The organism is Streptomyces asoensis (genome assembly GCF_013085465.1).
Classification (GTDB): Bacteria; Actinomycetota; Actinomycetes; order Streptomycetales; family Streptomycetaceae; genus Streptomyces; species Streptomyces cacaoi_A.
Genome location: NZ_CP049838.1, coordinates 3271739 through 3283614, shown reverse-complemented (window position 1 = coordinate 3283614; position 11876 = coordinate 3271739). Strand labels below are relative to the sequence as shown.

The following is an 11876-nucleotide window of genomic DNA, read 5'->3' as shown; positions in this document are numbered from 1 at the left end:
GGGCGCCCGCGGCCCTACCGGACCGAGAAGCCGTACACCGTCTCCGACCGGTACGCGGCCCCCGGCCGCAGCTCGGTGCTCGGGAACTCCGGCCGGTTCGGCGAGTCGGGGAAGTGCTGGGTCTCCAGCGCGACGCCCTCGCCGGGCTCGAAGGGCTCGCCCAGGTGGTCGGCGGTGTACAGCTGGAGCCCCGGCTCGGTCGTCGCCACCGTCAGCACCCGCCCGGACGCCGGATCGTGCAGCTCGGCCACCTCGACCGGGGTGTCCGTGACGCCCTTGTCGAGCACGAAGTTGTGGTCGTAGCCGGCGCCGACCTTGCGGGCCGAACGGAAGTCGAAGCGGCCGTCCGCCACCTGCGCGAGCTCACCCGTCGGGATCAGGTCCGCGTCCACCGGCGTGTACCGGGAGGCGGCCAGCCGCAGCTCGTGGCCGCCCGCGCCGCCGCTCCCCGGACCGCCCAGGTTGAAGTAGCTGTGGTTGGTCAGGTTCACCACCGTCGGCGCGTCCGTGACCGCCTCGTACACGAACCGCAGCGCCCCCGACGCGTCGAGCGTGTACGTCGCCGTGACCTCGAGGCGGCCCGGGAAGCCCTCCTCGCCGTGCGGCGCGACCCGGCTGAGCCGCAGCCCGTGCTCGACCGGCCGGACGTCCCACACCCGCTTGTCGAAGCCGTGCGCGCCGCCGTGCAGGGAGTTCGGCGCGTTGTTCGGCTCCAGCGCGTACGTCACGTCGTCCAGCGGGAAGCGCGCGTGCGCGATCCGGTTGGCGTACCGGCCGATCAGCGCGCCGAGGAAGGGCTCCGGGTGCGCGAGATAGCCCTCCAGGTCCGCGAACCCCAACACCACGTTCGCCGCGCGCCCGTCCCGGTCCGGGACCTCGACGGACTGCACGATCCCGCCGTACGAAAGGACCCGCACCCGCGTGCCCGCCCGCTCCAAAGTCCAGCGGTGCACCTCAGTGCCGTCGGAAAGTGTTCCGAAGTGTTCGCTCATGAGCGAAACCATAAATCACGACGCCTTCGCCGTGACCCCCTGATAGGCCAGCTCAGCGAGCCGCGCCTGCCCGTCCTTGCTCGGGTGGAACCAGTCCCAGTGGCTCAACTGGTCGGTGCCGAACCTGAAGTCGTACACCGCCCCGCCGTCGAACCGGCACCGCACGTCCTTCGCGCAGACCTCCGCCAGCACCGAGTTGTAGTCCTCCACCCGCTTCTGCACGGTCTCCCGCCGCGCGGTCGCCGCCGCGTCCAGCGCGTCCGCGTCGCCCAGCATCGACGGGCACAGACCCAGCTTCCACACCTGCTTGCCCAGCACGTTCGTCCGCCCCTGCGACCACAGCCGCTTCAGGTTCGGCACACTCGTCACATACACCTGCGTCTTCGGCAGCGCGCGGCGCAGCGTGCTCAGCGCGTCCTGGAACTCCGCGCGGAAGTCGGCCACCGACGTCATCGCCGCCGCCGACTCCCGGCACGCGTCGTTCGCCCCCGCCATCACCGTCACCAACTGCGGTTTCTCGGCCGCCGCCTGGGCCATCTGGGCCGGCAGGTCCGCCATCCGCGCCCCGGTCGCCGCGTAGTTCCAGCTGTGCGTGGCCGCCTTCGCCGCGCCCAGCAGCCGGACGGCGAGGCTGTTCACCTCGGTGCTGGCGCCGGTGGCCCAGGACACCTCGGGGCAGTCCGCGAGCACCGTACACGCGTCGAAGCCACGCGTGATGGAGTCGCCCACCGCCGCCACCGAGGACGGGCTGGAGTCCCACAACGGGGTCGGCGACGGCGAAGGCTTCGCCTCCCGGGCGTGGGTGCCCGAGGACCCCTCGGCGTCGCCGCCCCCCATCGCGTCACAGCCGGCCAGGCCCAGGACGGCCGCCGTCGTGCCCGCGAGCACGGCCCGCGCGTGCCGGTTCCGTTTCCGCATCCGCTGGTGTTCCCCTCACTCCTCGAACAACGCCCCCTATGACAACGCACGGGAGTTCCCGGCGAATCACACCCACAAGATGGAACGCCTCACGCCCGTACAGGCGTCCTGCCGAGTGAATGGCGGAGGTTTCACGGCACTGGGACCGACGGTACGTCACACTCCTTGCGCCGCCGCACGGTAGCCTCGCCATCAACGCGGCTGCCTGCCACCGCAGCCATGCCGGCCTGCAAGACTGTCCCGCTCTGCCCGGAGGTCCCGGTGACGACACGTGGAGTTCTGTACGTGCACTCCGCGCCGCGCGCGCTGTGCCCGCACGTCGAGTGGGCCGTCGCCGGGGTGCTCGGCACGCGCGTCAACCTCGACTGGATCCGGCAGCCCGCCGCACCCGGCACCTGGCGCTCGGAGTTCTCCTGGAAGGGCGAGGCCGGCACGGCGTCCAAGCTGGCCTCCGCGCTGCGCGGCTGGCACCTGCTGCGCTTCGAGGTCACCGCCGAGCCCTGCGCCACCGCCGAGGGCGAGCGCTACAGCTGCACACCCGACCTGGGCATCTTCCACGCCGTCACCGGCATCCACGGCGACATCCTCATCCCCGAGGACCGGCTGCGCGCGGCCCTGCTGCGCAGCCAGCGCGGCGAGACGGACCTGGAGGCCGAACTCTCCAAGCTCCTCGGCAAGCCGTGGGACGACGAACTGGAGCCCTTCAGATACGCGGGCGAAGGAGCTCCGGTGCGCTGGCTGCACCAGGTCGTGTGAGAGCGGAAAAGCCCGAAGGGGCCCCACCTTCGCAGGTGGGGCCCCTTCGGTCGTCCACAGGCGCTGCTCAGACCGTGCGGAACGCCAGCACCACGTTGTGCCCACCGAACCCGAACGAGTCGTTCAGGGCGGCGATACGGCCCTCGACGGGCAGCTTGCGCGCCTCGCCCCGCACGATGTCCGCGGCGGCCTCGGCCTCGGGGTCGAGGTTCTCGACGTTGATGGTCGGCGGAGCGACCCGGTTGTACAGCGCGAGGACCGTCGCGACGGACTCCACGCCGCCCGCGCCACCCAGCAGATGACCGGTCATCGACTTGGTCGCGGAGATCGCCATGTGGTCGGTGTCGTCACCGAACACCTTGCGCAGTGCCTTCAGTTCGGCCACGTCACCGGCCGGCGTCGAGGTGGCGTGCGCGTTGACGTGCACGATCTCCGCCGGGTTCAGGTCGGTGCTGTCCAGCAGGTTCTGGAGGGCGTGCGCGATACCGCGGCCCTCGGGCTCCGGCTGCACGATGTCGTGGGCGTCGGAGGAGATGCCCTGGCCGACCGCCTCCGCGTACACCCGGGCCCCGCGCTGCGCGGCGTGCTCGGCGGACTCCAGGACGATCACGCCGGCCCCCTCGCCCATGACGAAACCGTCGCGGGCGACGTCGTAGGGACGCGAGGCGCCCTGCGGGTCGTCGTTGTTCTTGGACATCGCCATCATGTTGCCGAACGCGGCGATGGGCAGCGGGTGGATCGCCGCCTCCGTACCGCCGGCGACCACGATGTCGGCGCGGCCCGTGCGGATCATCTCGATGGCGTAGCCGATGGCCTCCGCGCCCGACGCGCACGCCGAGACCGGCGTGTGCACGCCCGCGCGGGCGCCCACGAGCAGACCCACGTTGGCGGAGGGGCTGTTCGGCATCAGCATGGGCACGGTGTGCGGGGAGACGCGGCGGACGCCCTTCTCCTTCAGCACGTCGTACTGGTCGAGCAGGGTGGTGACGCCGCCGATGCCGGAGGCGATGACCGCGCCGAGCCGGTCGGGGTCGACGTCGCCCTCGCTGCCGTCCTCACCGGCCTTGCCGGAGAAACCGGCGTCCTTCCAGGCTTCCTGGGCCGCGATCAGCGCGAACTGCGCCGAGCGGTCCAGCTTGCGGGCCTGCGGCCGCGGGAGGACCTCGAGGGGTTCCACCGCGACGCGGGCCGCGATACGGACGGCCTGCTCGGCCGCCCACTCATGCTCCAGGACCTTGACACCGGACTTACCGGCGACCAGACCCTCCCAGGTAGAGGCTGCGTCGCCACCCAGCGGTGTGGTTGCGCCGATACCGGTGACGACCACGGTGCGATTGGTCGGGCTCACGGATTCTTTCTCCAACGTTACGAGGATTCAGCGGCGCCACCGCCGGGTGGCGGGGCAGTTCAGCCCAGGGGGCCGATGGATCAGGCCTGGTTCTTGAGGATGTAGTTCGTCGCGTCGCCGACGGTCTTGAGGTTCTTGACGTCCTCGTCCGGGATCTTGACCTCGAAGCGCTCCTCGGCGGCGACGACGACCTCGACCATGGACAGCGAGTCGACGTCCAGGTCGTCGGTGAAGGACTTGTCCAGCTGGACGTCCTCAACCGGGATGCCGGCGATCTCGTTCACGATGTCGGCGAGACCGGCGACGATCTCTTCCTGAGTGGCGGCCATTTGGCGCTCCTTCTTTGATATTCCAGAGGGTGTGGCATGGGGTGTCTCCCGCACCGGACCGGATGATCCGGCACGGAGTGCCTAGGGGAGGGTAACGACAGTGGCGGCGTAGACGAGACCCGCCCCGAATCCGATGACGAGCGCGGTGTCGCCGCTCTTCGCCTCGCCGGTCGCCAGGAGCCGCTCCATCGCGAGCGGGATCGAGGCGGCCGAGGTGTTGCCGGTGGTGCGCACGTCACGGGCGACCATGACGGACTCCGGCAGCTTGAGAGTCTTCACCATCGAGTCGATGATCCGCTCGTTGGCCTGGTGCGGGATGAAGACGTCGAGTTCGTCGGCGGTGATGCCGGCGGCGTCCAGCGCCTCCTTGGCGACCTTCGCCATCTCGAAGACGGCCCAGCGGAACACCGCCTGGCCCTCCTGCGTGATCGCGGGGAACTTGGCGACCTCGCCGTCGCGGTAGTCCGTCCACGGCACGGTCTGCTTGATGGTCTCCGACTTGTCGCCCTCGGAACCCCAGACCGTCGGGCCGATCGCCGGCTCCTTGGACGGGCCGACCACGACCGCGCCCGCGCCGTCGCCGAACAGGAAGGCCGTCGCGCGGTCCTCCAGGTCGGTGAGGTCGGACAGCCGCTCGACGCCGATCACGAGGACGTACTCCGCGGAGCCCTCGACGACCATGCCCTTGGCGAGGGTCAGGCCGTAGCCGAAGCCCGCGCAGCCGGCCGAGATGTCGAAGGCGGCGGCCTTGTTCGTGCCGAGCTTGTCGGCGATCTCGGTGGCGACGGCCGGCGTCTGCTTGAAGTGCGAGACGGTCGCCACGACCACCGCGCCGATCTGCGCGGCGTTGATCCCGGCGTCGGCGATGGCCTTGCCGGACGCCTCCACGGACATGGCGGCGACGGTCTCCTCGTCGTTCGCCCAGTGCCGGGTCTCGATGCCGGAGCGCGAGCGGATCCACTCGTCGGACGAGTCGATCGTCTCGAGGATCACCTCGTTGGGGACGACCCGGACGGGCCGGTAGCCGCCGACCCCGAGGATCCGCGCGTACGGGGAGCCCTTGCTGGGCTTGATCTTCGCCATCAGGGCTCCTCAGGCGACGCCGTGCTCGGCGATGAGCTCGCGAGCGGCGTCGAGGTCGTCGGGGGTCTTCAGCGCCAGCGTCTTCACACCGGGCAGGGCGCGCTTGGCGAGGCCGACCAGGGTGCCGCCGGGGGAGACCTCGATCAGCGCGGTCGCGCCGAGCTCCTTGAAGGTCTCCATGCACAGGTCCCAGCGGACCGGGTTGGCGACCTGGCCGACCAGCCGCTCCAGGATCTCGGCGCCGGTGGCGACGGACTGCCCGTCGCGGTTGGAGACGTAACGGATCTTCGGGTCGGCCGGCGTGAGCTCCACGGCGGCCTTGGCGAGGGCCTCGACGGCGGGGGCCATGTGACGCGTGTGGAAGGCGCCGGCGACCTTCAGCGGGACGACCTTGCGGACGCCCTCGGGCTTGTCCTCGTTCAGCGCGGCGAGCTGCTCCAGCGTGCCCGCGGCGACGATCTGGCCCGCGCCGTTGATGTTCGCCGGGGTCAGCCCCAGCTTCTCCAGGTGCGCGACGGAGACCTCGGGGTCGCCGCCGAGCAGCGCGGACATACCGGTCTCGGTGATCGTGGCGGCGTCGGCCATGGCCAGGCCGCGCTTGCGGACGAGGGTCAACGCGGCGGTGTCGTCGAGGACTCCGGCGAAGGTGGCGGCGGTGATCTCGCCGACGCTGTGGCCGGCGACCGCGCCGGGCGCGATGTCGCGGACGTCACCGAGCGCCGCGGCGGACAGGATTCCGGCGGCCACCAGCAGCGGCTGGGCCACCGAGGTGTCACGGATCTCGTCCGCGTCGGCCTGGGTGCCGTAGTGGGCGAGGTCCAGGCCGATGGCGTTCGACCACGCGGCGACGCGGGCGGCGGCACCGGGGAGTTCGAGCCAGGGGGTCAGGAAGCCGGGCGTCTGGGCGCCCTGGCCGGGAGCGACGAGTACGAGCACTCTCACACTCTCTCTTGTGGACGGCCAAAGCCGCCCGTGGGGACAGGGACGAAGAACGGCAGGGGGTTTTGTGGAGCCCCGACAAAAGCCTAGGTCTGGGGATCGCCGTCGACCAGGCGCCCCAGGATCAGCGCGATCCGGAGCGTGAACGCGGAGCGTACATCCGAAGGCGACCAACCGGTGACGTCAGTCACACGTCGAAGCCGGTAGCGCACGGTGTTCGGATGAACGAAGAGCATCCGGGCGGCCCCCTCGAGACTGGACGCCTGTTCGAGATAGACGGCGAGCGTCTCCAGGAGCGCCGACCCGGCCTCTTCGAGCGGTCTGTAGATCTCCTCCACCAACTGCTCACGCGCACCGGGATCACCGGCGATCGCGCGTTCCGGCAGCAGATCGTCCGCCAGCACCGGCCGGGGTGCGTCCTGCCAGGCGGAACCGGCCTTGAGTCCGGCCGCGGCGGCCTGTGCGGACCGGGTCGCGGCGAGCAGGTCGGGTACGACGGGTCCGGCCACCACGGGTCCCGCGGCGAACGGCCCGATCAGCGACCTGGCGACGGCGAGCGGGTTGTCGCTGCCACCGGCGATCACTACCAGCCGGGAGCCGAGCACCCCGGTGAGGACCTGGAGCTTGGCGTGTCGCGCGGCCCGCCGGATCGCCTCTACGGTCAGTTCGGAGTCCCCGTCGGGCGCGGTCCCGAGGACCACACACACATGCTCGGGCGCGTTCCACCCCAGGGCCGCGGCCCGGCTCACCGCCCCCTCGTCGGCCTCACCGCTCAGCACGGCGTTCACGACGAGCGACTCCAGCCGGGCGTCCCAGGCGCCGCGTGCCTCGGCGGCCTGGGCGTAGACCTGGGCGGTGGCGAAGGCGATCTCCCGGGCGTACACGAGGAGCGCCTCGCGCAGCACGTTCTCGTCACCGGGGGCCGCGACCTCGTCGATCGCGGACTCCATGACCTCGATGGTGGTGCGCACCATCTCGACGGTCTGGCGCAGCGTGATGGCCCGGGTCAGCTCACGCGGCGCGGTCCCGAACACATCCGTGGAGATGGCCTGCGGGGCGTCCGGATGCCGGAACCACTCGGTGAAGGCGGCGATGCCCGCCTGGGCGACCAGCCCGATCCAGGAACGGTTCTCCGGGGGCATCGCCCGGTACCACGACAGTGTCTCGTCCATCCGCGCGATGGCCTGGGCGGCGAGACTTCCGGAGGACTTCTCCAGCCGCTTCAGCGTCGCGGGGTGGGGGTGGACGGCGTGCGCCGCGGGATCGGGGTGACTGGTTTCGGGTTCGGGCACGGGACAAGACTGCCTTATCGGGACGGGGGCGTGCGCCGCCGGGTCGCGGGACGGGCCGGCACGCGGTCCTCACACGGTCATCGCAGGGGCGGCGGCGGGACTACCGTGGACGCGTGATGGACGTACGGCGCGCCGACGAGCGCTACCGAGGCGGGGACCCGGCCGCCGGGATCGACACCCGGCACGCCTTCTCCTTCGGCCCCCACTACGACCCCGGCAACCTCCGATTCGGCCCGCTGATCGCCTGCAACGAGGAGCGCCTCGCGCCCGGCGCCGGCTTCGACGAACATCCCCACAGCCACACCGAGATCGTGACCTGGGTGGTCGAGGGCGAGCTCACGCACCGTGACTCGGCCGGCCACGAGAGCGTGGTCCGCCCCGGGGACGTGCAGCGGCTCAGCTCCGCGGGCGGCGTACGGCACGTGGAACGCAACGACGCCGACGTGCCCCTGGCCTTCGTCCAGATGTGGCTGGCCCCCATCGACCCCGGCGGCGACCCGTCCTACGAGACGGTCCGCGGCATCGCCGACTCCACCCCGTACGCCGTCCCCGAGGCGGGCGCGATGCTGCACGTACGGCGCCTGGGCGCGGGGGAGCGGACGGCGGTGCCGGACGCGCCGCACGTCTACGTCCACGTCGTACGCGGCGAAGCCCGCCTGGACGGCGAGGAGCTGGCGCCGGGGGACGCGGCACGCATCACGGACGCGAAGGACGTGGAGGCGGTGGGCGTGACCGACGCGGAACTGCTGATGTGGGTCTTCAGCCCGGGAGGCCAGTAGTTCAGCCCCGCACCTCGGCCAGCACCGCGTCCGTGAACGCGGGCCACGCCTCGACCGCCCACGGTCCGAACGCCCGGTCCGTCAGGGCGACCCCGGCGACGCCCGCCTCGGGGTCGACCCACAGGAACGTACCGGACTGCCCGAAGTGCCCGAAGGTGCGCGGCGAGGAGGAACTCCCCGTCCAGTGCGGCGACTTGGAGTCGCGGATCTCGAAGCCGAGCCCCCAGTCGTTGGGGTTCTGGTGCCCGTATCCCGGCAGCACGCCCTTCGTCCCCGGGTACTGCACGGTCATCGCCGCCGCCACCGTCCGCGGATCCAGCAGCCAGGGCGCCTGCACCTCCGCCGCGAACCGCAGCAGGTCCTCGACCGTCGAGACGCCGTCCTTCGCCGGGGAGCCCTCCAGGGAGGTGCCGGTCATCCCCAGCGGCTCCAGCACCGCCTGACGCAGATACTCCGCGAACGGGATCTCCGTCGCCTTCGCCAGGTGGTCGCCGAGCTGCTCGAACCCGGCGTTGGAGTACAGCCGCCGCTCCCCGGGAGGCGCCGTCACCCGGTGCTCGTCGAAGGCCAGCCCGGAGGTGTGCGCGAGGAGATGGCGGACCGTGGCCTCGGGCGGCCCGGCCGGTTCGTCCAGCTCGATCGCCCCCTCCTCGTACGCGACGAGGGCGGCGTACGCGGCGAGCGGCTTGGTGACCGAGGCCAGTGGGAAGCGCCGGCCGACCGGGCCATGGGTCCCCAGGACCGTACCGTCGGCCCGTACGACAGCCGCCGAGGCGGAGGAAACCGGCCAGTTCTCGATCGACGTGAGGCTCTTGAGCGACATGACGTCGAGCCTATGCCGCTCGGAGCACCGGCTCCATCGACGGGATGATCCCCGCGGGTTCATATCGAGTCGATCATCACTTGGCGCAGCCGCAGCACTTCGGCGGCATCCTCGGGCAGGGCACGGCGTACGAGACCCATGTTCCGCACGCCAACTATCGTGATCAAGCCGCGTCCCCCGGTTTTCTTACCGTTTCCGCTTGCTTGGAGCGCACTCCAAGGCCATAGCGTGGAGGACATGACGGTGTTGCAGACCACGCCCGTGACCATCGAGCAAACCCCGAACCCCCCGGACGTCTGCTCCGCGCCACCCCCGCGGCACCCTCGTCCGGACGGGCAGGACAGCTACACGATCAGCGAGGTCGTCGCCTTCACCGGCCTCACCGCCCACACCCTGCGCTGGTACGAGCGGATCGGGCTGATGTCCCACATCGACCGCTCGCACACCGGCCAGCGCCGCTACAGCAACCGTGACCTGGACTGGCTCGACCTCGTCGGGAAGCTGCGGCTGACCGGTATGCCGGTCGCCGACATGGTGCGGTACGCCGAGCTGGTGCGGGAGGGCGAGAGCACGTTCCGCGAGCGGTACGAGCTGCTGGAGGCGACCCGGCGGGACGTCCGGGCCCGGATCGCCGAACTCCAGGACACCCTCGCCGTGCTCGACCGCAAGATCAATTTCTATGCGGACGCCACCGGCGTCCAGTACCACGAAGCGGAAAGGACCGCCCGATGACCGACCACAGGATCCCGACGGCACGACTCGGCGGACAAGGCCCCGAGATCGGCGCCCAGGGCCTCGGCTGCATGGGCATGAGCTTCGCCTACGGCCCCACGGACGCGAAGGAGTCCCAGGCCACCCTGGAACGCGCCCTGGAGCTCGGCGTCACGATGTACGACACGGCGGACGCGTACGGCGCGGGCGAGAACGAGAAGTTCCTCTCCCCGTTCTTCAAGGCCCACCGCGACGAGGTCGTGATCGCGACCAAGTTCGCCCTGGCGGTCCCGCCGGACGACCCGACCCGGCGGATCATCCGCAACGACGCGCCGTACATCCGGCAGTCCGTCGAGGCGAGCCTGACGCGGCTGGACGTCGACGTCATCGACCTCTACTACATGCACCGGCGCGATGTGAACGTGCCGATCGAGGACACCGTCGGTGTGATGGCCGAACTGGTGCGCGAGGGCAAGGTCAAGCAGCTGGGCCTGAGCGAGGTGACGGCCGCCGAACTGCGCGCCGCCCAGGAGGTCCACCCCATCGCCGCGGTGCAGTCGGAGTGGTCGCTGTTCAGCCGTGACATCGAGGCCCAGGTGGTCCCGGCGGCCCGCGAACTGGGCGTGACCCTCGTCGCGTACTCCCCGCTCGGCCGGGGCTTCCTCACCGGCTCCTTCGCCAACGCCGACCAGGACCTCACCGCCGACGACTTCCGCCGTCAGCAGCCCCGTTTCACCGGCGACAACGCCGCCGCCAACGGGGCCCTCCTGGACCCGATCCGCGCGATCGCCGAGGCCCACGGGGCGACGCTCGGCCAGATCGCCCTGGCCTGGGTCCAGCAGCAGTCCCAGGTCCACGGCCTGTCGGTGGTCCCGATCCCGGGCACCCGCAAGCCCACCCGGGTCGAGGAGAACGCGGCGGCGACGAACATCGAACTGACGCCGGAGGAACTGGCGTTGCTGGAGCCCATCGCGGGCAAGGTGGCGGGCGACCGGTACACGGACATGAGGTTCACCTCCGCCGGACGCGAGTGAGGCCTAGAGCTCGGCCAGCAACTCGGCCTTCTTGGCGGAGAACTCCTCGTCGGTGACCAACCCGGCCAGGTGCAGCTCCCCGAGATGCCGGATCCGCTCGGCGATGTCGGCGGGGTCCCGGCGTGGCGTAACCGCAGCCGCTGCCGGGACAGCCGCCGCGGATCCGCGTCCGCGGACCGCCGCGAGGACCGCCGCCGCGAACGGCAGTGATTCGTGCACCGGCCCGTACCCCAGCCCGAAGACGACGGTCGCCGGATCCTGGTCGGCCTGGGCCGGAGCGGCCTCGCCGCGCAGCAGCCGCAGATGCCCCTCGAACACCTCGGGCGACCGCCATTCGACCCCGCTCAGCGCGGACACGGCGAAACTCTGGTCGCCGGCCTTCCACTTCGCCGACGAGGCACCCGTCCAGAACCACCGGAACCGTACGGTGCGCCCGTCGAACGAGGCCTTCCCGTCGTACGCCTTGAACGACAGCGGCGCCTCGGGCGCGTCCACCAGGAACCGTTCCGCCGGCCCGGAGTCGGTCAACCGCGCCCGCAGCTCGTCGGCGTAGTACTCGGCGAGCGTCTCCCGTTGGGCGGGCAGGACCAGCCGGTACGGGTCGCACCCTTCCTTGAGCTGTCCCGCGGCCGCCTCCATCAACGGATCGGCTCCCGGCCTCGGCTCCGCCTGGAGCACGACCGTCCCGCGCTTGCCGGCGGTCAGGGTCACCCGACCGATGGCCGCCAGCGGAATCCGGCGCTCGCCCAGTGCCGACAGCAGCTTGGGCGTGCGCAGCCCCCGTTCGTAGCGGATGAGGACGGAGTCGGACTCGAACTCCCAGGCGGCATGAAATCCGGCCAGTACGTCACCCATGCGGCTCATCGTATGCG

Annotated in this window: 13 protein-coding genes and 1 pseudogene; 4 read left to right on the top strand and 10 right to left on the bottom strand. The window is 71.2% G+C overall.

Annotation, left to right across the window (positions count from 1 at the left end; translation table 11 throughout):
- Window positions 1-14: 14 nt before the first annotated feature.
- On the bottom strand, window positions 15-992 hold the full coding sequence (locus tag G9272_RS14745) for an aldose epimerase family protein (RefSeq protein WP_171397008.1): 978 nt from the start codon (window positions 990-992) through the stop codon (window positions 15-17).
- 15 nt (window positions 993-1007) lie between these two features.
- A complete protein-coding gene (locus tag G9272_RS14740) occupies window positions 1008-1910 on the bottom strand; it encodes an SGNH/GDSL hydrolase family protein (protein ID WP_171397007.1) in 903 nt (300 codons plus the stop codon).
- Window positions 1911-2171: 261 nt separating this feature from the next.
- Here G9272_RS14740 and G9272_RS14735 point away from each other — a divergent pair, with 261 nt between their 5' ends.
- Entirely contained in the window at window positions 2172-2666 is a 495-nt protein-coding gene (locus G9272_RS14735; protein WP_054238125.1) for a DUF3145 domain-containing protein, read from the top strand.
- A 67-nt stretch (window positions 2667-2733) separates the two neighbouring features.
- Here the strand turns inward: G9272_RS14735 and G9272_RS14730 are convergent, their stop codons facing one another.
- From G9272_RS14730 to G9272_RS14710, 5 genes are all read right to left on the bottom strand, one after another.
- Window positions 2734-4014: a beta-ketoacyl-[acyl-carrier-protein] synthase family protein gene (locus G9272_RS14730; RefSeq protein ID WP_020126932.1), complete on the bottom strand. Its 1281-nt coding sequence runs from the start codon at window positions 4012-4014 to the stop codon at window positions 2734-2736.
- Window positions 4015-4094: 80 nt separating this feature from the next.
- Entirely contained in the window at window positions 4095-4343 is a 249-nt protein-coding gene (locus G9272_RS14725; RefSeq protein WP_020126931.1) for an acyl carrier protein, read from the bottom strand.
- Between the two features lie 81 nt (window positions 4344-4424).
- The gene (locus tag G9272_RS14720) at window positions 4425-5426 is read right to left on the bottom strand and encodes a ketoacyl-ACP synthase III (protein ID WP_171397006.1); all 1002 of its coding nucleotides are present in this window, start codon (window positions 5424-5426) and stop codon (window positions 4425-4427) included.
- 9 nt (window positions 5427-5435) lie between these two features.
- A complete protein-coding gene (locus G9272_RS14715) occupies window positions 5436-6362 on the bottom strand; it encodes an ACP S-malonyltransferase (RefSeq protein ID WP_171397005.1) in 927 nt (308 codons plus the stop codon).
- Window positions 6363-6451: 89 nt separating this feature from the next.
- Window positions 6452-7657: a PucR family transcriptional regulator gene (locus G9272_RS14710; RefSeq protein WP_020126928.1), complete on the bottom strand. Its 1206-nt coding sequence runs from the start codon at window positions 7655-7657 to the stop codon at window positions 6452-6454.
- 116 nt (window positions 7658-7773) lie between these two features.
- Between G9272_RS14710 and G9272_RS14705 the strand changes: the two genes are divergently transcribed.
- Window positions 7774-8436, top strand: a complete 663-nt coding sequence (locus G9272_RS14705; RefSeq protein WP_171401987.1) for a pirin family protein — start codon at window positions 7774-7776, stop codon at window positions 8434-8436.
- Between the two features lies 1 nt (window position 8437).
- Here G9272_RS14705 and G9272_RS14700 read toward each other — a convergent pair whose 3' ends face one another.
- Both G9272_RS14700 and G9272_RS14695 read right to left on the bottom strand, forming a co-directional pair.
- Window positions 8438-9259: a serine hydrolase domain-containing protein gene (locus tag G9272_RS14700; protein WP_171397004.1), complete on the bottom strand. Its 822-nt coding sequence runs from the start codon at window positions 9257-9259 to the stop codon at window positions 8438-8440.
- Window positions 9260-9321: 62 nt separating this feature from the next.
- Window positions 9322-9399: pseudogene (locus tag G9272_RS14695) on the bottom strand (GNAT family N-acetyltransferase); the annotation flags it as partial.
- Window positions 9400-9496: 97 nt separating this feature from the next.
- Here G9272_RS14695 and G9272_RS14690 point away from each other — a divergent pair.
- Window positions 9497-9991, top strand: a complete 495-nt coding sequence (locus tag G9272_RS14690; RefSeq protein WP_171397003.1) for a MerR family transcriptional regulator — start codon at window positions 9497-9499, stop codon at window positions 9989-9991.
- Window positions 9988-11004: an aldo/keto reductase gene (locus tag G9272_RS14685; protein WP_171397002.1), complete on the top strand. Its 1017-nt coding sequence runs from the start codon at window positions 9988-9990 to the stop codon at window positions 11002-11004. The genes G9272_RS14690 and G9272_RS14685 overlap by 4 nt, the downstream gene beginning before the upstream one ends.
- Before the next feature lie 3 nt (window positions 11005-11007).
- On the opposite strand, the gene G9272_RS14680 is transcribed toward G9272_RS14685, so the two are convergent.
- A complete protein-coding gene (locus G9272_RS14680; protein ID WP_171401986.1) occupies window positions 11008-11868 on the bottom strand; it encodes a DUF4429 domain-containing protein in 861 nt (286 codons plus the stop codon).
- Between the last annotated feature and the right edge of the window lie 8 nt (window positions 11869-11876).

Coding starts and splice junctions, on each gene's coding strand:
- G9272_RS14745 (WP_171397008.1), bottom strand. CDS start 992: ATGAGCGAACACTTCGGAACACTTTCCGACGGCACTGAGGTGCACCGC.
- G9272_RS14740 (WP_171397007.1), bottom strand. CDS start 1,910: ATGCGGAAACGGAACCGGCACGCGCGGGCCGTGCTCGCGGGCACGACG.
- G9272_RS14725 (WP_020126931.1), bottom strand. CDS start 4,343: ATGGCCGCCACTCAGGAAGAGATCGTCGCCGGTCTCGCCGACATCGTG.
- G9272_RS14720 (WP_171397006.1), bottom strand. CDS start 5,426: ATGGCGAAGATCAAGCCCAGCAAGGGCTCCCCGTACGCGCGGATCCTC.
- G9272_RS14705 (WP_171401987.1), top strand. CDS start 7,774: ATGGACGTACGGCGCGCCGACGAGCGCTACCGAGGCGGGGACCCGGCC.
- G9272_RS14700 (WP_171397004.1), bottom strand. CDS start 9,259: ATGTCGCTCAAGAGCCTCACGTCGATCGAGAACTGGCCGGTTTCCTCC.
- G9272_RS14690 (WP_171397003.1), top strand. CDS start 9,497: ATGACGGTGTTGCAGACCACGCCCGTGACCATCGAGCAAACCCCGAAC.
- G9272_RS14685 (WP_171397002.1), top strand. CDS start 9,988: ATGACCGACCACAGGATCCCGACGGCACGACTCGGCGGACAAGGCCCC.
- G9272_RS14680 (WP_171401986.1), bottom strand. CDS start 11,868: ATGAGCCGCATGGGTGACGTACTGGCCGGATTTCATGCCGCCTGGGAG.